Source organism: Paenibacillus sp. PastF-3 (assembly GCF_029893135.1).
In the GTDB taxonomy this organism is placed as follows: domain Bacteria; phylum Bacillota; class Bacilli; order Paenibacillales; family Paenibacillaceae; genus Paenibacillus_AQ; species Paenibacillus_AQ nitricinens.
The window spans coordinates 114303-138181 of record NZ_JARXWM010000005.1 but is presented as its reverse complement, the minus strand read 5'-3'; the positions used below and the strand labels follow the sequence as shown (position 1 = coordinate 138181).

At 41.2% G+C, this 23879-nt stretch carries 21 protein-coding genes; 14 read left to right on the top strand and 7 right to left on the bottom strand.

What is annotated here, in order from left to right:
* Positions 1-244 precede the first annotated feature (244 nt).
* On the bottom strand, positions 245-1471 hold the full coding sequence (locus M2444_RS12380) for a Zn-dependent hydrolase (protein ID WP_280787105.1): 1227 nt from the start codon (positions 1469-1471) through the stop codon (positions 245-247).
* A 228-nt stretch (positions 1472-1699) separates the two neighbouring features.
* On the opposite strand from M2444_RS12380, the gene M2444_RS12375 reads away from it, so the two are divergent.
* From M2444_RS12375 to M2444_RS12360, 4 genes are read left to right on the top strand one after another with little or no spacing between them, the layout of a single operon-like run.
* Positions 1700-2731: a glycosyltransferase family 2 protein gene (locus M2444_RS12375; RefSeq protein ID WP_280787104.1), complete on the top strand. Its 1032-nt coding sequence runs from the start codon at positions 1700-1702 to the stop codon at positions 2729-2731.
* Complete coding sequence (locus M2444_RS12370) at positions 2728-3855, top strand: polysaccharide pyruvyl transferase family protein (protein ID WP_280787103.1); 1128 nt, start codon at positions 2728-2730, stop codon at positions 3853-3855. Before M2444_RS12375 ends, M2444_RS12370 begins: the two co-directional genes overlap by 4 nt.
* Entirely contained in the window at positions 3830-5377 is a 1548-nt protein-coding gene (locus M2444_RS12365; protein ID WP_094877504.1) for a lipopolysaccharide biosynthesis protein, read from the top strand. The genes M2444_RS12370 and M2444_RS12365 overlap by 26 nt, the downstream gene beginning before the upstream one ends.
* A 19-nt stretch (positions 5378-5396) precedes the next feature.
* Positions 5397-6713, top strand: coding sequence for a glycosyltransferase family 2 protein (locus M2444_RS12360; protein WP_094877505.1), 1317 nt, complete (start codon positions 5397-5399; stop codon positions 6711-6713).
* Here M2444_RS12360 and M2444_RS12355 read toward each other — a convergent pair.
* Positions 6687-7799: a threonine aldolase family protein gene (locus M2444_RS12355; RefSeq protein WP_280787102.1), complete on the bottom strand. Its 1113-nt coding sequence runs from the start codon at positions 7797-7799 to the stop codon at positions 6687-6689. The two genes, M2444_RS12360 and M2444_RS12355, sit on opposite strands and share 27 nt — an antisense overlap.
* 157 nt (positions 7800-7956) lie before the next feature.
* Here M2444_RS12355 and udk point away from each other — a divergent pair, with 157 nt between their 5' ends.
* From udk to M2444_RS12330, 5 genes are all read left to right on the top strand, one after another.
* The gene (gene udk / locus M2444_RS12350; RefSeq protein ID WP_076116417.1) at positions 7957-8592 is read left to right on the top strand and encodes a uridine kinase; all 636 of its coding nucleotides are present in this window, start codon (positions 7957-7959) and stop codon (positions 8590-8592) included.
* A 156-nt stretch (positions 8593-8748) separates the two neighbouring features.
* The gene (locus M2444_RS12345) at positions 8749-10341 is read left to right on the top strand and encodes a spore germination protein (RefSeq protein WP_280787101.1); all 1593 of its coding nucleotides are present in this window, start codon (positions 8749-8751) and stop codon (positions 10339-10341) included.
* A 3-nt stretch (positions 10342-10344) separates the two neighbouring features.
* Complete coding sequence (locus M2444_RS12340; protein ID WP_280787100.1) at positions 10345-11544, top strand: Ger(x)C family spore germination protein; 1200 nt, start codon at positions 10345-10347, stop codon at positions 11542-11544.
* Between the two features lie 21 nt (positions 11545-11565).
* Positions 11566-12678 (top strand): GerAB/ArcD/ProY family transporter, encoded by a 1113-nt coding sequence (locus M2444_RS12335; protein WP_280787099.1) that lies wholly within the window; start codon positions 11566-11568, stop codon positions 12676-12678.
* A 24-nt stretch (positions 12679-12702) separates the two neighbouring features.
* Entirely contained in the window at positions 12703-12933 is a 231-nt protein-coding gene (locus tag M2444_RS12330; RefSeq protein WP_280787098.1) for a hypothetical protein, read from the top strand.
* A gap of 163 nt (positions 12934-13096) precedes the next feature.
* On the opposite strand, the gene M2444_RS12325 is transcribed toward M2444_RS12330, so the two are convergent.
* From M2444_RS12325 to M2444_RS12310, 4 genes are all read right to left on the bottom strand, one after another.
* On the bottom strand, positions 13097-14128 hold the full coding sequence (locus M2444_RS12325) for a LacI family DNA-binding transcriptional regulator (RefSeq protein WP_094877513.1): 1032 nt from the start codon (positions 14126-14128) through the stop codon (positions 13097-13099).
* Positions 14129-14228: 100 nt separating this feature from the next.
* The gene (locus M2444_RS12320; RefSeq protein WP_094869197.1) at positions 14229-15062 is read right to left on the bottom strand and encodes a carbohydrate ABC transporter permease; all 834 of its coding nucleotides are present in this window, start codon (positions 15060-15062) and stop codon (positions 14229-14231) included.
* Complete coding sequence (locus M2444_RS12315; protein WP_094869198.1) at positions 15062-15904, bottom strand: carbohydrate ABC transporter permease; 843 nt, start codon at positions 15902-15904, stop codon at positions 15062-15064. The genes M2444_RS12320 and M2444_RS12315 overlap by 1 nt, the downstream gene beginning before the upstream one ends.
* Positions 15905-16060: 156 nt before the next feature.
* Complete coding sequence (locus tag M2444_RS12310) at positions 16061-17443, bottom strand: ABC transporter substrate-binding protein (protein ID WP_094877514.1); 1383 nt, start codon at positions 17441-17443, stop codon at positions 16061-16063.
* Between the two features lie 473 nt (positions 17444-17916).
* Between M2444_RS12310 and M2444_RS12305 the strand changes: the two genes are divergently transcribed.
* From M2444_RS12305 to M2444_RS12295, 3 genes are all read left to right on the top strand, one after another.
* A complete protein-coding gene (locus tag M2444_RS12305) occupies positions 17917-18450 on the top strand; it encodes an N-formylglutamate amidohydrolase (protein ID WP_143812425.1) in 534 nt (177 codons plus the stop codon).
* A 67-nt stretch (positions 18451-18517) separates the two neighbouring features.
* Positions 18518-19564, top strand: a complete 1047-nt coding sequence (locus M2444_RS12300) for a hypothetical protein (protein WP_094869201.1) — start codon at positions 18518-18520, stop codon at positions 19562-19564.
* Between the two features lie 14 nt (positions 19565-19578).
* Positions 19579-20928, top strand: a complete 1350-nt coding sequence (locus M2444_RS12295; protein ID WP_280787097.1) for a bifunctional folylpolyglutamate synthase/dihydrofolate synthase — start codon at positions 19579-19581, stop codon at positions 20926-20928.
* Here M2444_RS12295 and M2444_RS12290 read toward each other — a convergent pair.
* A complete protein-coding gene (locus M2444_RS12290) occupies positions 20923-21720 on the bottom strand; it encodes an ATP-grasp domain-containing protein (protein ID WP_280787096.1) in 798 nt (265 codons plus the stop codon). The genes M2444_RS12295 and M2444_RS12290 overlap by 6 nt on opposite strands.
* Before the next feature lie 361 nt (positions 21721-22081).
* Here M2444_RS12290 and M2444_RS12285 point away from each other — a divergent pair, with 361 nt between their 5' ends.
* A complete protein-coding gene (locus M2444_RS12285) occupies positions 22082-22975 on the top strand; it encodes a carbohydrate ABC transporter permease (protein ID WP_036687229.1) in 894 nt (297 codons plus the stop codon).
* Entirely contained in the window at positions 22972-23850 is an 879-nt protein-coding gene (locus M2444_RS12280) for a carbohydrate ABC transporter permease (RefSeq protein ID WP_094869204.1), read from the top strand. The genes M2444_RS12285 and M2444_RS12280 overlap by 4 nt, the downstream gene beginning before the upstream one ends.
* Positions 23851-23879: the final 29 nt, after the last annotated feature.

Sequence of the window (23879 nt, the reverse complement as noted above, 5' to 3'; positions counted from 1 at the left end):
AGAATAATAACATACGTTTAGTATTTCCAATTTGGTAAAAAATTAAAATATTATCTATCATCATTGTGTTTTTACACAAAGGATTCGTCTTAAACTGCCTATCAACTTCAGGTTCATTTGGTACCCAACACAACCCTAATCATTATCTCATAAAAAAAGACACTGCTTAGAGTGCCTTTTTGACGATTTTGTATGAAATTAAAGCACTACTACCATCATGTAATGTTATGTTTAGTAACACGTATTAATTTGACAGTAATAACAACACTGTTTCTAGGATTACATTTACCCCTTTTTCACAATCATCATAGGAGGTAAACTCCTCTTCACAATGACTTTTCCCCTTCACACTAGGTACAAACACCATCGCGGATGGCAGAAAGCTTGCTACGAACTGAGCATCATGCCCTGCGCCACTTGCGATCTTCCGGTTAGAATAGTCCAAGGCTTGTGCCGCTTGCTCCACTAAATTACATATTCCCCGGTCAAACCAAACCGTCTCTCTGCCCCAAAGCTTGGTCTTACTTACTACACAGTCCAGTAGCATCTCCGGCAAGCTATGAATAATGGCTTCCACCTTACGGACAATCTCCATATCTTTATGTCTTGCCTCAATCGTAAAGATCACTTTATTAGGAATAACGGTATGAATATTAGGAAGCACATTCATTCTGCCCATGGTATACACCAGTTCAGAGTCGAGCGCACTAAGCTTGCTTCTAAGCTCCGTGATCAAATCCGTGGCAGCGAACAAGGCATCCTTGCGCATTGCCATAGGCGTGGTGCCCGCATGATCCGATTCCCCCGTCACCTCAATTTCATAACAGGCCATACCAACTACACAGTCTACCAGACCAATCGACAGTTCTTCTCGTTCTAGCACAGGACCTTGCTCGATATGAAGCTCCAAATAAGCAGTGGCTTCGGTAATTCGATTAATCGCTTCCCCCTTATATCCACTTTCCTCCAGCGCTTCGCCAAAGGTAATGCCCTCCGGATCTTTTTTATTCAACATTTCTGCCTTATCGAACTTACCGGCCAGCACACCAGAGGCCATCATCGAAGGCTCAAAGCGAGCCCCTTCTTCATTTGTGAAATTCATAATGGTCACCGGCAGCTTCGGCTTTATCCCGTGGTCCTCGAGTGTGCGAACTACCTCTAGTCCAGCAATTACCCCAAGAACGCCATCGAATCTTCCACCTTTTTTCACAGTATCCATATGCGAGCCAATCACAATAGGCGGGCCAGACTCTACACCCGCAAGCGTGGCGTACATCGTGCCCATATCGTCCACCTTCACAGACATGCCCAATTCTTCACAACAGGTACGAAAATAATTTCGAACCTTCACGTCCTCTTCCGTCAGCGATAACCGGGTCACGCCGTTGTTATCTGTACGCCCATAATCCGCAAATGCCTCTATCGTATTCTTTAATCTTTCTCCGTTCGCGAATATTTTTTGCAGCTGCATCGCAGGTCCCTCCGCTTCGAGCGTTCATGATTTTATAGACTTTCTATATATGTTATACCAATCGATATGATTGTCATTTTACATACTGTAATAATTATTATTCACGTGATGTTACAACGAATTAGAGGTAGCCATAAGTAAACTAAAGTAGTATATACAATCTTTTGATACGAAGGGTAAGCTTAAGATAGCTGTTTATCCAGTTCTACCAAGGAAAGGAGCCAGCACATGAATCTAAGCATTGTGGTCCCTGTATACAATATTGAACATTATATGACCCCTATGTTTGATACACTCCTTGCCCAAAGTGAACCGCATTTCGAGGTCATTATCGTGGATGACGGATCTACGGATCACACCTACAATGTGATAGAAAAGATCCTCTCACTTCATCCCGAGCTTTCTTGCAAAGTCATTCGAACAGAGAATCAAGGGGTTAGTGCGGCTAGAAATAGAGGCTTAGCAGAAGCCACAGGCAACTATGTGCTGTTTCTGGATGGAGATGATTATATCTCTACAGATTTAGTAAGGACCGTTCATACCTATACTCAACCATCTGACCCCGAAATTATCTGCTGGGGATATAGCCATGTCACAGAGGATGGAGTTGCTACTTTGAGCTACGCCTCTGCATATAGCGACATCACAGGCAGTGAAGCGCTGACTCATATTTTCGTGAACAAAAGCTTGCGAATATGGACAGGGAGCATTGCGTACAAACGGGAATTATTACTCCTTCACGAACTCCAATATACGGAACGCTGTGTGAATGGAGAAGATCAGGAATTTATCTACAAAGCTTTATCCAGAGCTACTAGAGTCATCACATTACCGGATATATTATCGTTTTATTTACAAAGAAATACGTCGATTTCCAATAGCTATAATGTGAATAAATTTGATGTCGTTGATGTATTCAAACGGGTCGATGCTTATTTCGAGGCCCATCCCTTTGAGAATTTGGATATGATATCTCCTTATATAAGAAATCGCGAATTGATCGAGAATTACTTTTTCAACCTAAAAACCTGTCTAAATGAGACAAAAGGCGAAAGCATTCAGAAGTTACTTCGCGACATCGATCATACCTATCCGGAACTAAACCAAGAAATGTATGAACTCATAAGACGTTATAGAGGTAATGATCGAAGATTAGCCCTTTATATCCGAACATTCTTAATCTCCCCGCTTCTATATCACAGATTCATTTCTGTGGAGAAAAGCTTATCCAGGTTCAAGCGAAAGGAATTTAGAATATGAAAAAGCTGCTGATCTATGCCTATACCGAATTTAATCTGGGCGATGATTTATTCATAAAGGTGTTATGTGAGAGGTATCCGGATACCGAATTCAGAATCTGCGCTCCACGCTTATACAAGCTGGTCTTCAAAGAGATCAAGAACCTCAGAGTTTATCCTTCCGATACATTCTTTTTTAGAGGCATTGCCTTTATTTGCAGAAGGTTAAAGATACATAATCTGGCGCAAAAATATATGGCCGATCACTCCGATGGTGTCGTTCATATCGGCGGCTCGATCTTTATGCAGGCAGAGCATTGGTCAGAGCATTTCAAGAACGCAGAAACCATTCGGAATAAGAATAAGCCCTACTATTTATTAGGATCGAATTTCGGCCCTTATACAGATAAAGAATATTACGAGGAACATAAGCGCATTTTTAAGGACTATACCGACATCTGCTTTAGAGAAAAATATTCTTATGATTTATTTGAGGATCTGGATAATGTCCGTTTAGCGCCAGATATTATTTTTCAGCTTGATCCACCAGATCCTCAAGCCGAACCCGAGGATTACATTGTCTTATCCGTCATTAAGCCTTCTATTAAAGGTCTGAACGGCTTTGACAACCTCTATTATGAAAAAATGAAAGAATTCGCAATTTATTTCATTGAAAAAGGCTACGCTGTTCATTTCATGTCCTTTTGTGAACATGAAGGGGACCAGCTGGCGATTGAAGAGATCCAGAATCTTATGGGGCCCTCCTATGAGGATGCCATCCAAGTGCATTTATATAAAACAAATATGGAAGAGGTTTTGTCCGTTCTAGCCAATTCCAGCTTTATAGTTGCTTCAAGATTCCATGCGATGATCCTGGGCTGGGTATTGGGCAAACCTGTGTTTCCTGTGGCTTACAGCCAAAAAATGATCAACGTAATGGAAGATGTCCAGTTCAAAGGATTATATGCTGATTTCACTACACTGGAGCAGCTCCAGCCTGTACAGGTGTTTGAAAGTATGATTACCCACTGCATGGATGTCACGCCACAAGTCAAACATGCCGAAGAACATTTCGAGCAGCTGGATAAGTATTTATCGCTTTACGAAAGGAGGATACGTTATGAGAGCCAAGCGGAGCATTCTTAACTTATCCTTTGGACTCGGGAGTCAGCTCATCACGATCATCCTTGGTTTTTTTATCCCCCGACTGATTATGGTCAACTATGGCTCTGAAGCTAATGGTTTAATCGCTTCTATTGTACAGATCATTAGTTATTTGGCCCTGCTGGAAGCCGGAGTAGGAGCCGCTTCGATACAAGCCCTATATAAGCCAGTGGCTTCGGATGATAAGAACCATATCAACTCTATTCTGGCCGCCACCTCCAGCTATTATAAAAAAACAGGCATTTATTATTTTTTCGCCGTCCTTCTAATCGCCACCCTGTATCCATTAGTGATTACTTCTGAAATCGATAAATTATCGATTACGCTCATTATTTTACTCACAGGAATGGGCGGGGCGATCAATTATTATTTTCAAGGAAAATTCAAAGTTCTGCTTGCTGCAGAGGGAAAAAGCTATGTAGAGACATCTATAGTCACTGTAGCTAACATTCTGAACAATGTGATTCGGATTCTGTTATTGCTTCAAGGGGTTAACATCATCGCTGTGCAAGCTTCCTATTTCATATTAACCGTACTTCAAATCGTCGTCTTCTATATCTATATCAATAAACATTACAAATGGATCAACCTAACTCTCAAACCAGACTATGAAGCCATTGGTCAAAAAAATTCCGTGTTAGTCCATGAGATCTCCTACTTGGTGTTTAGAAATACCGACGTGCTGATCCTGACTATATTTACGAACTTAAAGATCGTCAGCATTTATGTCATGTACAACATGATTTTTACGATTGTTGATAACATCGTCCAAACCATAAACGGAAGCGTGAAAGCTGCTCTCGGTCAGAGCTTTCATGAGAGTAAAGAGGCCTTTATTAAATTTTATGATGCTTACGAAGTGTATTTTATGGGGCTCATCTTCTCGATACTAACAGTGGCCTATATTCTGATTCTACCTTTTATGAAATTGTATACCGCAGGGGTAAACGACGTGAATTATATCGATATGTGGCTGCCGGTCTTGTTCGTAGTCATCAAATTATTAACCAATGCCAGAGCTTCTTCCAATAATGTGATAACAATTGCCGGACATTTCAAGAAAACACAGAACCGTTCCATTCTAGAATCCGTAATCAATCTAGTCGCTTCTATTGTCTTTGTAATCTTTATGGGAATTTACGGTGTACTGATGGGAACCATAGCTGCCCTCTTATACCGCTCCGTAGATATTGTGGTCTATGCTAGCAAACATCTGCTGAATCGGAGCCCTTGGGTCACCTTTAGAAGATGGCTAACGAATGCAGTGGTTTTTGCGGGCATTATTCTGATCTCTAGCGCCATCCCTATCCGAATCCATTCCTATGTGGGGCTTATGTTGTGGGGTGTACTGCTAGGGCTTGTAATCCTGCCTATATATTTCGTGATCGCCTCCTTAATGGAACGGGAAGTTTTCCTGTATACATGGGAGCATCTCAGAGGATATCGGGCGAAGCTCAAGCATAAGGTTCTGGCTAGACCTAAGGTAAGTAGTGTATCTAAATAACACATCAGGAGGACTCGAAATGGATCATAGCGAGGTTTTGCAGCAAGCCTGTTACGTCTTTCTAAATGACCTGAATGATGAAATAAACCATTCATCTGCCCTTCAAATGGATGATCAGGAAATCTTTCAACGATGCCGCCTGATCCTAGATAAAGAACAAAATCCGCAAATCAAAACCTTTCTAGAAACCCTATCCGAAGTGATCCGTGCTTATCTCACAGGGAGAGCTTCAGAGGATGCAATAAGATTCTATCTGTCAGAGCAATTCAGTATCGTAAACGAAGAGATAGACGGGTTAATCCATGGGATCGTCGCAATCAAACATCAGTCCTCAGATATGGCTATCTCAGACTCCACTCTCCTTTCCTTTGCCGATTATCCTAAGGTCAGTGTCATTATCACTACCTACAATAGAAAGGCATTCCTAAATCAAGCGATCCAAAGCATCTTAATGCAGGACTATCCGCATAAAGAGATTACAGTTATTGATGATTGCTCTACAGATGGCACGGAAGAGTTAATGCATCAAAGCTTCGGAGGCGAGTCACAGGTAATCTACATGCGAAACGAAAAGAACAGCGGGCCGGGAAATAATCGCCGTATAGCTTTTGCTGCTCATGGTAATGGTGAGTATGTTCTTTTTCTCGATGATGATGACTATCTGATTGACATGAATTATTTAAGTAAGGCTGTAGAGTTTCACAATCACCATCCCGAAATATCATTTGTGGCTGCTAATGTTTTTCTTGAATTTTCAAAGGCCAAGCAACTGAAGATCAACAGCCTACAGCTAAGCAAGATTATTAAGAAGCAGGATTATTTCATGAATTTCGAGAAAAAAGGATATCCGAAGCCCTCCTCCACCTTAACAACTGTCTTTAAGCGTGAGGCTTTAATAGCTATGGATATCCTAAATATGAACATGGTTAATGATGCTTCTATTTATCTGCGTTCCTTGTTGGTCGGTGATGCCGGCTTCATAGATACACTTGCCGGTGTATACAGATTACACGGGGACAATATCACCTTTAATCTGAGTCAGGGATTCTTAATTGAGAATCTGGAGGAGAAGCTGTTGATTAAGAATATGGCCGTTCAGAAATATGGATATAGCGAGCCAGAAATGGCGGAATGGTTTAACCATAATGCTTATGATACGATCTCCTACTATTTATTAAATTCTGCAAAAGACGCTACAGACTTTAAATTCATGTATCATTGGGCTCTTAACCATTGCCCGCCTATTTACAATCAGTTAAGAAATGAATTCCGTACGAAGCTTATTAAAAAGCAATTATTACGGATCTCGTTACTTCGAACACTGCTCGGAAGATGACTCGCGCATTAGCTTATCGAGCAGCAAAAAGAATCCTTTTACCTCTTCTTTAGGAATGTCGGCGTACTTGTCTCCAATACTGATCTCACAATAAGAAGTATCTTCTCCCGTTGGTCTTATCGCTGCGCTTAAACCGATTCCTGTTGACTCATATACAGAAGACAGGATCGGTTCAATGCTCTCCCTAGACATTTGAAAATGCATATGAAACATGTTGGAGACAGGCTCAGCAGGTAACGTAGTCACCCCGTAACATTGATTAACTAAAGCAGCAAGCTCCTTAGCCCCTTCGTAATACTGCTGCATCTTATCTACTCTTTGCTGGTAGTAATAATCAGAGGAAATAATGTATGGATACAGACTGATTAGGTCGCCACCATGCCGCCGTTTCCATATCTTCGATTGCTTCGTAAATGCCTCACCGCCTGCAAGAATCGCGCCTGCAATTCCTCCGATTCCTTTATACAGTGAGATATAGACACTATCAAAGAGGGCGCAGATCTCAGCAGCTGTCTTGCCATAATAGGGAAGCGTCTCAAGCAATCTTGCGCCATCCAAATGCAGCTTAATTCCCCGAGCACGGCAATGTGCAGAAATCGCTTCAAGCTCCTTATACTCCGGTAACTGTCCACCAATCTCGCGCTGCGGCAATTCGAGCAGCAGACAAGCAATATCTTCCTTCATATGTAATACATCATCCAAGGTGATTAGTCGATCCTTGTTCGCAAGTAGGACAGGCTCAATATGATGCAGTTCCTTCAACCCATCCTGCTCATGGATCTCCAAATGACATAAAGGATGATAGGCGACGCTCTTGAGTCCTTTTTCATCACACCATATTCTTAAAGCGATTTGCTGTGCCATTGTTCCACTCGGAAAGAAGACCGCTGTCTCTTTACCCAGAAGTTTCGCCATCTCCGATTGAAAATCCTCAATAACCTTCCCCGATCCATAAATATCAGACGGTGTACTATTTTCTACAGCTTCAAAAGCTTCCTTCAAGACTTGAACCTCTCGATTTCCATGTCCTACGATCCGATACGTCGTTTCATTAAAGGCCTCTTGCACTGATTTTTTTCCGTTCATTGGTAGAATTGCCCCTTCCGTGTTTGCCTTGTCCCTAATATAGACGAATTTCAAAAAATCCCATCTTAATTTTACCCGATCTAAGGTGAAAAAACATGAGCGCTGTGCTACAATATTGGAATTGCAACGGCAATCTTAGGGAGGGTTATTGAATCACATGCTTATCATTGGTATCGCCGGCGGCACCGGCTCGGGAAAAACAACCGTAGCCCGCTCCGTCATTGACCGTCTTGGAACGGGAAAGGTAACTTTCATATCTCAAGATAACTACTATAAAGATCATTCACACCTCAGCTTCGCTGAACGTGAATCCATCAATTACGATCATCCTTTCGCTTTCGACAATGAGCTGCTTATTGAGCATCTTAAATGTCTGCGTGAAGATCAGACCGCATATGCACCGGTGTACGACTTCACAGTTCATGCCCGCTCCACTACGGAGACTGTAGAACTGAAACCAAACAACATTGTAATCATCGAGGGACTCCATGTTCTATCCGACGAGAACCTCCGAGATATGCTTGATATCAAAGTCTTTGTGGATGCTGATCCTGATGTACGCATCCTCCGCCGGGTACTCCGCGATATCGAAGAACGTGGCCGGAGCATCCAATCGATCCATCACCAATATTTGAGCACGGTTAAGCCAATGCATGAAGCTTTTATTGAACCATCCAAGAAATACGCCGATTTGATCATCCCAGAAGGTGGCCATAATGAGGTCGGTATCCAGTTGCTGTCTATATTAACTGAGAAACACCTGACGAATGATTGGACATCCTCTAGTTCTTAAATATCTAGTTCTACCCTGGCTGTCGAGAGAATCTCGATGGCCTTTTTTTTTTTTGCGAGCTCATCCCCAATCCCACCATGGATTATTCAAAGAATAATCCCTCCGCATTATGGTAATAGCTAAATTACAGCAGCTTGCGGAAGAGGGATAACAACCATGGGATTTCTGAACAGAACAATAACCAAAGTATTCAAAAACCCTACAGTAGGGCACCCGAACCCCACTAAAGAATTACCTAAAGAGCCTCTCAAGGAAAACCTCCAAGATAATATTGAACATATAAAGACAACGCTCGGAAATAGCACAGACCTTGTGGTCAGAGATTTCTTCATCGGCTCCAAGCAACAGATGAAAGCAGCTATTTTCTATACGGATGGACTTGCTGACAGTAAAGCTATTCAGGATTTCATTCTGGAGTCTCTTGTCTTAGAAATTCCAGATTTGAGCTTAGAACCTGAGAAAGACAACTATTCCTTATTAAGAAATCACATGCTTACCGTAGGTGATATCAAAGATGCGATGGAGTTCCATGCTTTGTTAACCTCCCTATTATCCGGAGATGTGATCCTCTTACTAGATGGATACGCCAAGGGTTTCACGATTGGCATGCGTGGCTGGAAAGATCGTGGTGTATCGGAAAGTGCCACCGAAACGGTGATCCGCGGACCTAAGGAAGCCTTCACAGAAAGCTTGCGTACTAATACCGCCTTAATAAGGCGGAAAATAAAAGACCCTAATTTGTGGTTAGAAACACAACAAATCGGACGCGTCACCCAAACCGATGTAGCCATTATGTATATCAAAGGAATTGTAGATGACGGGATTGTACAAGAAGTACATAAGCGTTTAGATCGGATCGATATTGATGGCATCTTGGAGAGTGGTTATATTGAGGAATTAATCGAGGATGAAACCTATACTCCATTTCCAACCGTTCATCATACCGAACGTCCTGATGTTATTGCCGCTGCGCTTATGGAAGGAAAAGTAGCTATATTAGTAGATGGAACGCCTATAGTCATGACCGTTCCTACTACCTTTGTTTCCTTCATGCAGACCGCTGAGGATTATTATCAACGTGCGGATGTTGGTACCTTAGTTCGGATGCTCCGTTATCTCTGTATATTCATTTCATTACTAGCCCCATCTTTATATGTAGCTATTACTACCTTCCATCAAGAGATGTTGCCCACAACGCTGCTCATTAGCTTAGCTGCTCAACGGGAAGGCGTGCCGCTTCCAGCGTTTATTGAAGCACTTCTAATGGAGCTTGCTTTTGAGATTCTAAGGGAAGCCAGTGTGCGTATGCCTCAAACCATAGCCCAATCTGTCTCTATAGTAGGGACATTGGTTATTGGAACAGCTGCAGTAGATGCTGGCATTGTTTCTGCCGCCATGCTCATTGTCGTTGCAGTTACCGCGATCTCCAGCTTTGTTCTGCCAGCCTTTGATCTCGCCTTGACAATCAGAATGCTTCGTTTCCCAATGATGTTTCTAGCCGCTTCCTTTGGATTGTTCGGAATCATTATTGGTGTTATCGCTATAGTGCTTCATATGTGTAGCTTACGCTCCTTTGGAATTCCTTATATGAGCCCGTTAGCTCCGTTTAATCTTGCTGATCAAAAGGATACCTTTTTCCGAATGCCCCGCTGGGCTATGTTTACCCGCCCTAAGCTAATCAATCAAGCAAATATGGTTCGGGTGAAGAGTACACCACCGGAAAAACCGGGAGATCTAACGGAGGAATAAACTATGAAACGAAGAGCACTTCTGCTGTGTATGGTTATACTCGTACAAGTATTCGTAACAGGCTGCTGGAGTCGCCGGGAATTAAACGATCTTGCGATCACCGTCGGGTTGGGCATCGATAAGATAGGAGATCATTATCAAGTTTCTGCACAAGTCGTTTTACCCAGTCAGATTGCAGGCTCAAAAGGAGGAAGTCCTCAGTCACCCGTAAACCTTTATAAAGCGACTGGAAGCACCGTTTATGAAGCCGTAAGGAAAATCACAACCCTTAGCCCCCGCAAAATTTACATCGCTCATTTGCGAATATTGGTTCTGGGCGAAGATTTAGCAAAAGAAGGAATTAGTCAAGTTCTTGATCTCTTGTCTAGAGATACGGAAGTGAGAACTGACTTTTTTATAGTCGTATCCAAAAACTCCAAAGCGTCAGACGCTTTGAAAATATTAACCAGCCTTGAAAAGATTCCTGCCATGCGATTATATTCTAGTCTGGAAACATCGGAGAAACAATGGGCACCAACATCTACTGTGACATTAGGAACACTGACAACAGAGCTTGTAACTAAAGGTAAGAATCCAGTCTTAACAGGGGTTGTCATCGATGGAAATGTAGATGTGGGAGAAACTCAGACGAATGTTGAAACAGTAGACTCTCCAACAGAATTGAAATACTCTGGATTAGCCCTATTCAAAGAAGACAAATTGATTGGCTGGCTAAATCAAGAGGAATCAAAAGTATATAACTATTTAACCAATAAGGTGAAGAGCACAGTATTCTACATCAAGTGTCCCGAAGGAGATAAGGTGTCTCTTGATGTATTTGAAGCCCACTCCAAAATAAAAGGTAGCATGAAAACCGGCAAGCCAGAAATCAGGATCGAACAACATATAGAATCAGATTTAGGAGAGGTTCAATGTAGAAATCTAGACCTGACCGATCCAAAGACCATCACCGAATTAGAACAAATCGCTAACCAGAAAGTAGTGGATTTATTCGAAACTACGATTAAAAAAATACAACAAGAATACAAATCCGATATTTTTGGCTTCGGCGAGGTCATCCATCGCTCTAACCCACAGGAATGGAAGAAACTGCGGGACAATTGGGATCAAACCTTTATAAACCTTCCAGTAAGTGTAAAGACGGACATTAAGATTCGACTGTTAGGAAAAGTAACTAACTCTTTCTTAGAAGAGATGAAGTGATGCATTGGAGGGAACGAAGTTATGCTCGAAAAAGGTAAACTAAGTATTCGTCAGCTAACTATACTGGTTATGCTTCTTACCATCGGGGATTCCATTCTCGTAATCCCCCCTTCCACTACACACTACGCCAGACAAAATGCCTGGATTTCCACTTTAATAGGGATGGCAACAGGTTTGCTAGCCATCTATATGTACAGCAGGTTCACAAAGTTATATCCCAAATTAACCCTTATTCAGGCGATTCAAAAGGCTTTTGGAAAATGGTTAGGGACGATTTTATCGCTTATGACTTTAATGTTTTTTCTTATCGTTACCGTTGGAAGTATGCGTGAGATCAGTGATTTTGTGATTTCAGAAATGTTGCCAGGAACCCCTATTCCGGCTATTCTAACTTTATTTATACTTATCGTGATTATGGCAACACGACTCGGCATAGAGGTCGTAGGCAGAACTGGTGAGATCTTTACTCCCATGATTATTATCCTATTTCTGATCCTTACGGTAGCAATTATTCCTCAGATGGAAATTGTCAGACTGCTGCCCATAATGGAGGATGGATTAAAACCAGTGCTGAGAGGATCTATTTCCATTACGGCTTACACCTTTTTAGAGCCGGTTGTCTTTCTAATGTTCCTCCCTTATGTAAACGAACAACAAAAGATAACAAAAAGCTTACTTCAGGGTTGTTTCCTAGGAGGTATTATAATCTTCCTGACACTGACTGTTTCCATATTAGTGCTAGGTTCGGATCTGACGACTAGAGATATATATCCAAGTTATAACATAGCAAGGCGAATATCTGTGGGCGGATTCTTCGAGCGAGTTGAGGCCTTGATAGCTCTACAGTGGATGTTAACCCTGTTTATAAAAGTAACTTTGTTCTTCTATGCTTTCATTCTAGGGTTATCCCAATTATTAAAACTAAAGGAGTATCGAGTATTAACCTTACCCACAGGGTTAATTTTGGTTGCACTAGCTCCCCTTATTGCCCCCAATTTCACATATTACAACACGGTATTTGATAATTATTGGGTATACTATGCTATAACCTTCGGGTTATTTCTACCCTTGGTGTTATTAAGTGTGGGTATGTTTCGAAGGGCCCTAAGCAATGATTTGAAATCCGGAAACTAAAGATAGTTTGGGAGGTTGTGAACATTGGGTATAGTAGTGACCCTCATAGTTGTAGCCGTTATTGCAGCCATTGAAGTGCCTCTTATGTGGAAGAAAAAATTAATCAAGGAGATGTGGGCTTTCTCATTTCTTCTGTTGCTGGGAGCTTTCTTCAGTCTTATCAATGCGTTACATATCTCGGTCTCTAACCCACTGGGATGGATGATATTTATCTATAAACCCATTTCCGATACGATAAGTGCCTGGTTATCCTAAAATGGGACTAAACTCATATAACGTAACAATCCGAATCCGAGTAGGGTCACCGAATGCGGTGAGAAACCGTGTGATGCTGTTGATATCGTTAGATTTAATCTCTTGCGGTTCTATCTCCCCACCCCGATTCGTAAATAAACTTAAACATATGAACTGCTTGACACTACAATATAGACCTCGTAGATTCTCTAATCATTAATTCTGCAGGGAAGATCTGATGCGCATGATTTACCTTCTTATTAATGAGATCAAACAAAATCTTAATCGTTGCTTCCGCAATTTCTACTACAGGCTGTTTGATGGTAGTAATGGAAGGATTATAATAGAAGGAAATATCCAGTCCGTCATAACCTGCCACAGAGTACTCTTCTGGAACTCGCTTACCTGCTTCAAATATTGCTTTACAAGCACCGATGGCCATACTATCTGATGAGGTGAAAATAGCAGTAAACTCTTCCCCTGACTCCAGCAGTTCTTTTGTAACCGCATACCCATTTTCCATACTATAGCTGTCAATATTCTCTTTCATCCGGCGTACTAACCGTTCATTATAAGCTATCCCATGATCAGAAAGAGCCTTCTTATACCCTTCATATCTCAATTTACCGATACTCACATCATCTTCAGGCGCGGTAATGACTGCGATTTTCTCATGCCCTAGATTACATAAATAGTCCACAATTTTATAGCTCTCATTAAAGTCATCTACAGATACAGAAGAATAGTCACTTAGATCAAACTCTTCCGTCATTCCAATCGTACTCAGGACAAATGGAACCGTCAATTGCTGTAATTTTTCTTGAGAGTGTGAGAATAATCCCCCCAGGAACACAATTCCCTTCAGGCGTTTTTCTTTCTCCAGCTCAATTGCCACTTCGATCTCATCCTGATTCTCATCGACACGTTGTAGGATGAAGGAGTATTTCTTTCGCTGGATCTCTTTTTCAAATACTTTAATCATCGGGCTGAAAAATGGGTTAGATATCCCTTTGATCAACACTGCAATCGTTTTCGAATCGGAACGTTTTAAATTTCTGGCACTGTTATTCGGAACATAATGATTTTCTTTGATGACTTTCATAACCATCGCTTTTGTTTCTTCATTAATATCCGGATGATTATTTATAGCTCTAGATACTGTAGTCACGCCAACCCCACATAATTTAGCGATATCTATAATAGTCAGTCTCTCCATCTCTATCTTTCCTTTACACGTTAAATAAGAAAGTAGGGGATTCTTGAAGAAAAGACTCAACAAGAAAAGCACCCTACTCGCTTCTACATACATATTCTATTTAACCCTTAACGGCTCCTGCAACGACACCTTCGATGATGTACTTTTGACAAGTCAGGTAGAAAATAATGATTGGCACAATCGCTAAGACCAGCATCGCCATCATAGCTCCCATGTCAATCGATCCATATCCACCTTTTAGGTACTGAATCGCAATAGGAATCGTTTTATATTCTGTACCAATCAGCAGGTCTGGCAATAGAAAGTCGTTCCACACCCACATTACATTAAGAATAGCTACAGTTACAGCAATCGGCTTCAGGATCGGCAATACCACTTTAAAGAAGGCTTGTGGCGGATTACATCCATCGATCATAACCGCTTCTTCAACCTCAAGAGGGATAGACTTCACAAATCCACTAAACATAAACACAGACAGCCCTGATCCAAATCCTAAATAGATCAAGATAATTCCGATTGGATTGTCCAGATGTAGAACGTTAGCCGTTTTAGTCATTGTGAACATAACCATTTGGAATGGTACGATCATTGAGAACACAAAAGCATAATACATCATACCTGTAAATTTTGATTTGACCCGAGTAATATACCATGCGGTCATGGAAGTGAATAACACGATTACAGCAACCGAACACACCGTGATAAACAAGGACATTCCGAAAGCACTGAAGAAATCAATCTTCGCTATACCGCTAGTATAGTTCTTCAAACCAACAAAAGTAGTTCCATTAGGGAGTAAGAAAGGTGTATCACTAATGTAAAACTTACCTTTAAAGGAGTTCATCAGAACAATAAAGATCGGAGATAAGAACGCAATGGCCAAGACCAACAAAATGGTGAAAATGGAGTAGTCTTTTGCTCTAGTCTGTTGCATTAGTTCTCAACCTCCTTTCTTCTAGTAATGACAAGTTGTATTAAGGCGATTAAGGCTACCAGTGCAAAAAATACGACGGCTTTCGCTTGACCGACACCTTCCCATCCTGTTTTTCCGTAGAACGTATTGTAGATGTCGAGTGCTAACATCGAAGTCTGCTTAGAAGGAGCACCCGCAGTCAACGCTAAGTTTTGGTCAAACAATTTGAATGAATTCGATAACGTTAAGAATAAACAAATGGTAATGGACGGCATTACGAGTGGAATCGTCACATTACGTAGAATCTTCGAACGTGAAGCTCCATCAATTCTTGCCGCTTCTACTATATCCTTAGGCACATTTTGAATACCTGCAACATAGATAATCATCATGTAACCTATCAATTGCCAATTCATAAGGATGATTAATCCCCAAAATCCATAAGTTGCGTCAGAGGTTAAAGTAACTCCAAATTTGTACAAAATACCATTGAAAATCAGCTGCCAGATGTATCCTAAAACGATACCGCCTATCAAGTTAGGCATGAAAAAAATAGTTCTAAATACATTAGTCCCTTTTAGCTTTCTAGTTAACAACATCGCCAGTATGAAGGCGAATACATTAATCGTAAGAACCGATAGAACTGTAAACTTAACCGTAAAACCCAGTGCATTTAGAAATTCTTGATTTGAAAATGCTTTAATGTAATTGCCAAACCCGATCCATTTTGCATCATTGACGGTAGTAAACTCTGTAAAGGATAAATATATCCCCAGCAGAAAAGGTACAACAAACGCGATCCCAAAGGCTATCATGGTCGGTAACGCAAAAAGAGCAAAATATTTTCTTATCGATTTTTCCATGGAGTCTTCTCCTATCTCAGTATGGAAAATGATGAACTAGATGTAATTTACTCGAATTGTTGCTTAGTGCCACTGAAATCCGTCTCGACTCCAGTGGCACTAAGCTTATATCTGTATGACAACTGAGAATTATTCAATCATCTTTCCACGCCTTTTTTATTTTGCTTTTTCAGCCTTCCAAGTATCCTTAAAGATGGTTACAACTTCATCCCAGGTTTTATTCCCTTGAGCATATTGCAAGAGGGCATCACCAAAGACATTTTTGAATTCTTCACTTGGGAATGCTGCAAATGTCCAAGCTACGGAGGTCAAATCTTTTTCCATCCAAGCGGAGACTTCTTTAGCCAGTGGATCTGCTGGTTTTTCATTTTCTTCAAAGGTATTGAATGGAGCGATGAAACCTAGATCGTTCGTTACATAAGCTTTACCTTTTTCACTGGAGAACAACCATTCCAAGAAAGCGATAGAAGCTTGTTGGTTCTCAGCAGATGCTTTGCTGTTGATTGCAAAATAGTTTTCTGTACCTACAGCCAGACCTTGTTTCTCTTCGCCTTCCATACCTGTGTAGATAGGCAAGAATTTAATCTCATCTGCTTTCACTACGTTACCGTCAACATCATTGATTTGTGACCAAGCCCAGTTACCGTTTTGAACCATAGCCGCGTTACCGAGTGCGAATTCAGCCATGGAATCAGCTACAGACTTACTGCCTAGCAAAGATTCTTTAGTCACAGAGTTCTTGATGTAAAGATCGAAGATATTTTTAAATTTATCATTGTATTTGAATTCAACTTCTTTAGAGGCTAAACCGGCAAGAACTGTGTTATCAAACTCAGTGTTGTCCTTGAATTCATAATACAGTGGCAAGTTAGCCAAGTGAGTCTGCCATCTCCATTGCTCACCAGCAGCGAGGGAAGTGGAAGCGAATACGCCTTTAATACCCAGTTGATCTTTTTTAGCGGTCATATCTTCTACTACTGCTTTCAAAGTGTCGAAGTTATTGATTTCAGTGGTGGAAGAGATCGACACAGCTTTATCAGGTAGCGCAAAGTATTTCTTCATAATCGCATCGTTGTAAATAATACCGTATCCTTCAACGACGTAAGGGATACCATATACACCTTCACCTTCAGTTACAGCCAAGCTCTTGTCGGATAGGTAGCTGTACAGCTTAGTATCTTTCAAATCCAAGGTGTAATCCTTCCATGATTGAAAACCAACAGGTCCGTTGATTTGAAAAATCGTAGGTGCTTCGGACTTAGAAATTTCCGATTTCAATTTCGTTTCGTAAGTACCTGCAGCAGCCGTTACGACTTTCACTTTAACTCCTGTCTCTGCTTCATAATCCTTAGCGATTTTTTCATATATTTCTGCAATTTCAGGCTTGAAGTTTAAAAAGTAAACCGATCCTTTTTTGCCAGATGAAGCGTTTCCATCATTTGTTGCTGTATTGTTCTCTTTATTACCGCATCCTGCTGCCAAGACTACAACCATAGACATTACCAACATGAGCCCTAAGTATTTTTTGATGTTCTTCATTTTTCTTCCCCCTCATACTTTTTATTTCATAATTTCATTTGAAGACGTTTCCGAGTAGCGCTACCGAAATGATGTCAGCGGTTACATTTAACTTAAATATCTTTTTTTATTTTTCCGGTATCCTTATCGGTAACGTTTTCAATTGAAATATTAGCACACCAATTTCCACATTACAATAGCCTTTTTATTGGTAAAACTAGCCATCTGAAATCTTCGAACGCTATAATAGATAAGTATAAACGCCTTCGGTGTCCTAATAAGGACGTTGATCGTTTAAGCGTGAAATGTAAAAATATAAGATAAAACGTGAAACTTATACTTTCTTGTATTTCACAATAGTAAATAGGAATAGGTGATGGCATATCTTATCTCTGATCGAGAAGTATGAGTTACAATTCTCTAATAACAATTATTTTGGCGATATTGGAGTGGAGCCCTCCTACACCATTGTAAAAGGCGCTCTCCCGGTACTTGTGTCAGCTCCGCATGCCATTAACCACTATAGAGAAAATGCTGTAAAACCTGCGGATATGTATACAGGTTCACTTGCTCTGCTATTACAAAAGCTCACAGGTTGTCATTGTATCTATTCCAATAGCTTCTCCAAAGAAGATCCCAATTACATCCTTGGCGGAGAATATAAAGCTGCACTTGGAACAATTGTCAAAGAACATCAAATTAAATTCGTTATAGACCTGCATGGGGCTTCTAAAGATAGAGAATTCGATATGGATTTAGGCACATTACACGGAACATCCATACAAGCAAATAATATAAATGAGGTTGTACGTATTTTTTTCAATAATGGTATTACCAATGTTCATCAAAACCATACATTTTCTGCATCTCATCCCGGAACGATCACTTCATATTCAGCCAAAGAATTGTTAGTTCAAAGTGTTCAAATTGAAATTAATCGAAATTATCGTAACCCGAAATCCTTTGATTTATTCCAAAAAACCATTCATTCCCTCGAACAAATTATCAATCAATTGGGAGGCGCCTAACATAAATATCGAGCAGACCTTCACCATATTAGACAAACAAAGCTATACTGCCAGAGAAGAAATTACGATGAATCCCGATGAGCTGGTTGATTTAGGCTTAGTTCACCATATTTTTGTCGAGCTTACAGCAGAGAATGGCACTCAGGTTAGCTGTTTACTTTTATCAAAAGGTGATATCCCAAGAGGGAGTATACAATTATCTAAAAGAGCAAAGGACAAGCTAGGAGACTGCCCCTTAACAGGATTAACCATCACTAAACCGGAGTACAACACAATCCTTCGGGGAATTCCTAAAGTGAACGAGATTGCCAAACCTTATGTCAAAGCATGTCCAACACTCGTCCGTAAATATTCGAATCATGTCGAGCTGATTAATCCTAAGAATGGCTTTCGCATAAACATCACTCTAAAAGAGGATCACACAGCCAAGCCGAATACGCTGTATTTCAACAGGTACATCATGTTGTTGCTTGAGACTCAGGCCACTGAGGATGATCAACTAATCATTACCCGTGCAAGAACAAGTCCTCAATCCAAGCCAGGCATACATAAACTTATACATCTGGGAATCAAACGGCCCTTAACCGCATTAGGAAATCTTTTTATTGGCAAAAGAGAGCTTACGCTAAGAGTAGGACATCCCTACCCTTTTGATGAGCACCAAAACTTATGCCGAATTCACCCCAATGTTAGAAAACTGCTGGGCATGGAAGAGACCGATAAAATCGTCATTTCCTACAACCATAAAGAAATCGCCGTCCCCATCTTAGACATAGATACGGAGCATATTGCCCAGCTAATCAAGCTAAATGAGGAGAATGAGCAGCTTAAATTTATCGACAGCCACTTATTTATCGGAATCACTGCTTTGTCACGAAATGAATTAGAAATCCCCAACATCGGCACATCGGTTACTGTAAAAAGAAGCATGAACTCTCTATTTTTAAAACACTTAAATAAGCTGGTCTTGCCCGTAATCGCTTTATTGTTTACAGTAGTGCAGCTGTATAAGGATTTGAACTGGAGCATCGCTCTGACTGTTGGTATTTCCGTTGTACTACTTCCGATCATCATCTATACAACACTATCCGAAGAACGAGCAAAAATTAACTAAATGGAGCGATGATCGTGAAATTCACTTCACAATCCCAGGTAGAAGATATGATCTACAGCTCTTATCTGAGAGCCATTAACAACATCACAGAATCTTTGGATGAACAAGTTAGACGACCGGAATTCACCAGAGCATTGCTGGATCTAGTCGGAAATCCGGATCGAGATCAACAATACATACTAGTCACAGGCAGTAAAGGTAAGGGCTCCACCTCTAGATTTATCTCCTCTTTGTTAAGTCACTTAGGATATAAAGTGGGCTTATTCACCTCACCCCATCTGGTTGATTTCAACGAAAGAATACGGATTGACGGGAAGGCCATATCCACGGACGATTTTGTACGATTAGGAAATATAGTTGGCGAGGAATTCCAAAGGATTGAAGATCAGCTTGCCACAGATGAGTATCAAGGTCCTGTTGGTGTAGGTCTAGCGATTGCGGCGTTGTACTTCAAGGAGAATCTTACTGACTTCAATGTGATTGAATGCGGAAGAGGTGGAAGATTTGATGACACCAATGTTCTGAAGAATGACTGGGCTGTCATCACTCCGATTATGGAAGAGCATGTAGCTAATTTGGGAGCTGACCTAAACAGTATTACGCTTCATAAGCTGGGCATCGTCAAAAATAAAGCAACAAACGTATATATCAGCAAACAGAAACCGAGCGTACTCGCGACTATAAAGGAGAACCTTAGCGCCCATTCTGCACAGTATTATGAGGAGCAATTTGGGGCTGATTCTATTGCGATTGGACCGGTTGGAACTACTTTTGATATTCGGACAAATCAAGCGATTTATCCATCCTTAACGATTCCGTTATTAGGGCAGTTTCAAGCACTCAATGCAGCTACTGCAGTCGCACTATGTGAGGATATTACAGGAGGTTCCCTCAATAGGGAACTCGTTGGCAATTGTTTTGCAAAACTGCAGTGGCCGGGGCGCTGTGAAGTGATCTCTCATGATCCATTAACGATTATTGATGGGGCGATTCATAAAGAATCTGCAAGCTATTTGGCTGAACTTATTCAACTCGTTAATCCTGACCGCAACCGCTCTGTAACTTCAATCATCGGTGTCCCTAAAGATAAGGATTATACAGGAGTTATTGAAATGATGAGTACGGTCTCGGAGCAAATCATCGTCACAAAGCCTGATATAAGTCATCTTTCTTTTCCTACAGATGCACTTCATATCGCCAAACATTTTATCGAAAAAAGCTACGAGTTCCCTTATTTGGAGGATGCTCTCTCACACCTAAAGGCAAGCTCTTCCTCCGAAATTATTGTTATTGTCGGCACGCAAACCTTTATCGGAAACGCCAAAAGATTATTCGGGCAATCGCTGCTCGATATCGGATTATAACTGATCCAAGCGCTGGAGAATTACTTCCCTATAAAGATCAGATAGAGCTGGCACCTCACTTGGATTCTGCTTACAATACTCATCTAACATCACCTTATGATTGACTTCAATAACCATGAGGCCTTGATTTGTCTCTAAAATATCTACGGAGCAGAAATCAAGGCCTAGTGCTTTAGAAGCCCGGGAAGCAAGCTCCGCTAGCGTCACTCGTTTGGCATGATCGTTAACTTCAATCGCAAGAGCCCCATTAATCAAATTATGCTTCCAGGAATGCACTCTTTTTTTGCCAAGGAATACACGCGCTTGATGATTAAAAGTTACGATTCTATACTCAATCTCCGCTTCATAATAAGGACCTATCGCCCCATTAAGCTGCAAAGAAAATAATAAATCCAGCTTTTCGTGCAGATCGGCTATCTCATTAATTTTATAAACATGATTTCCCTGCGCCCCGTTATCCTGCTTCACAACTACCTGCTTATTGAACTTATAAAAAGAACGCTCGGCTAATTCATAAGGATCTGAATGATTAAATTTTGCGTCGGGATGTGCTAAATAGGTATGTTCTACAGCCGCAACATCCTCTTTGTGAAGAACGTCATAAGTTAGAGATTTACTCATAGCAATAATTGTAGAGGCACTGCTATTCAGACCTATTTCAGCGTCTACCATCACAAAGGATTTCAATCCATCCGACGCTCTATATACGAAATTCGGTGTAACTTCCTCAAAGGTAATCCCTGAGGTTGTAACAGAATGCTGGATCATTTTTAAGTAAGGCCTAGTCGTCATTCAGTTTCCTCATTTCCAACAAAATAATACCAAACCTAATCATAGCATGAGAAATATCAATCGAAAACATATTTATATGTTAGTTAAGCTAACAAACACACACTCAAAATCTTGATAAATAGGCTCTTTCTCAGAAAATATATAGAGTTTATGTTATGTTTTATGACTGATAACGCTTTTACAGAAAAAATAAGTGTTGATTATTTATTAATCATCCTCTATGATAAGCTTATCAAGCGAACCAAAAAGTTAAAGCGGTTAAACTTTTGATTTTGAGTTTCTAGTATTATTGCTATTAAATAGTGTTGTCATGATCAAAAGTTAAAGCGCTTATACTTTAAAACTGAAAGGTTGATGTGTCATGATCAATCGCGAGAACAGGCGGCAGACGTTTTATATGTATCTGTTCATTTCTCCTTGGATTATCGGCTTCCTTGTATTCGCCCTTTATCCTATTTTGTCATCGCTTTACTTCAGCTTCACTGATTATGACATCATTCACCCACCTAAGTTCATCGGGCTCGCTAACTACACAGAGATGTTTCACAATGACCTGTTCTGGAAATCGGTAGTTGTCACGCTGAGATATACCTTCATCGGTGTTCCCATCCAGCTTGCACTTGGTCTTGGTTTTGCGCTATTGCTCCACCAGACCATTCCTCTCCGCGGCTTTTTCCGAACAGCAATGTATTTTCCAAGTATGGTATCCGGCGTGGCTATGTCCCTGCTATGGTACTGGATCTTCAACCCGCAAATCGGGCTCTTCAATTACATTCTTTCCTGGTTCGGCATTCATGGACCGGCTTGGCTGATGAACCCCGACACTGCGCTATACGCCTTAATCATCATGACTTTCTGGACAGCAGGCTCAGGAATGATTTTATTCCTCGCAGGACTGCAAGGCGTACCGGCCAGTTTGATCGAAGCAGCCAATCTTGACGGTGCTGGACGCTTCAGAATTTTCTTGAACATTACCTTACCAATGATCTCTCCTGTCCTGCTCTTTCAACTAATTATGGGGCTGATCGATTCTTTCCAAGTCTTTACCCAAGCTTTTGTCATGACTCAAGGAGGTCCAAATTACTCAACCTGGTTCTATGTGTATAATCTCTACACCAGTGCTTTCAAAGAATATCGTGCCGGTTATTCCTCAGCCTTGGCCTGGGTGCTCCTCATCGTAGTTATGCTGTGCACCGCACTAATTATGAAATTATCTAACCGTTATGTTCACTACGAAGGAGGCGGACGCAAATGAGTACAGTAAGAGCGCTAAGCCCCCAGACTAAAGGAACAAGACGCCGCCGGAAAGTGGAACCTGTTAAGATTTTCAGCTTTATCACTTTAGTAGTAACAACCTTTCTGATGCTGCTTCCTTTGTTCTTCATGGTCTCCACTTCACTTAAGTCCAAACGCGAGATGCTGAAGTTCCCGCCCACCTTTCTACCGGAGAGCTGGCAGTGGAGCAATTACACAGAAATTTTTGATACCCTGCAGTTCGGTACGCTTTACAAAAACAGTTTAATTATCGCCGGTCTCAGCGTTGTAGGTACATTAATTTCTTCGGCGCTGGTCGCCTATGGATTCGCCAGATTTAGAGGTAAAGGGAATCAGATATGGTTCATTCTATTATTGAGCACAATGATGTTGCCTTATCCAGCCATTATGATTCCGCAATTCGTACTCTTTTCACAAATGAACTGGATCGACACCTTTCTACCCTTGATTGTGCCTGCTTTCTTCGGCTCAGCTTATAACATTTTCCTGCTGCGCCAATTCTTCTCCACGTTGCCTGAAGAGCTGTTTGATGCCGGACGCATTGATGGCTGCGGCGAAATACGGATGTGGGCTACTATAGCACTCCCACTCTCCAAGCCTGCCCTAGCCACTGTAGCTATCTTTGCTTTTATCTACAACTGGAACGATCTGCTTACACCGGTGCTATACCTAAGCTCTTCAGAGAAGTTCACGCTACCCGTCGGGATGGCTTCTCTCACCTCATCGAGATTCCGCATTCCACCATGGCATCTGCTGATGGTCGCTTCAGTTCTGGCTATGGTTCCAATCGTTACGCTGTTCGCTGTAGCACAGAAACAGTTCGTCGAAGGGATTGTACTTACAGGGATTAAGTAATAATCTGCCAACAGGGCGGCCAAATATAC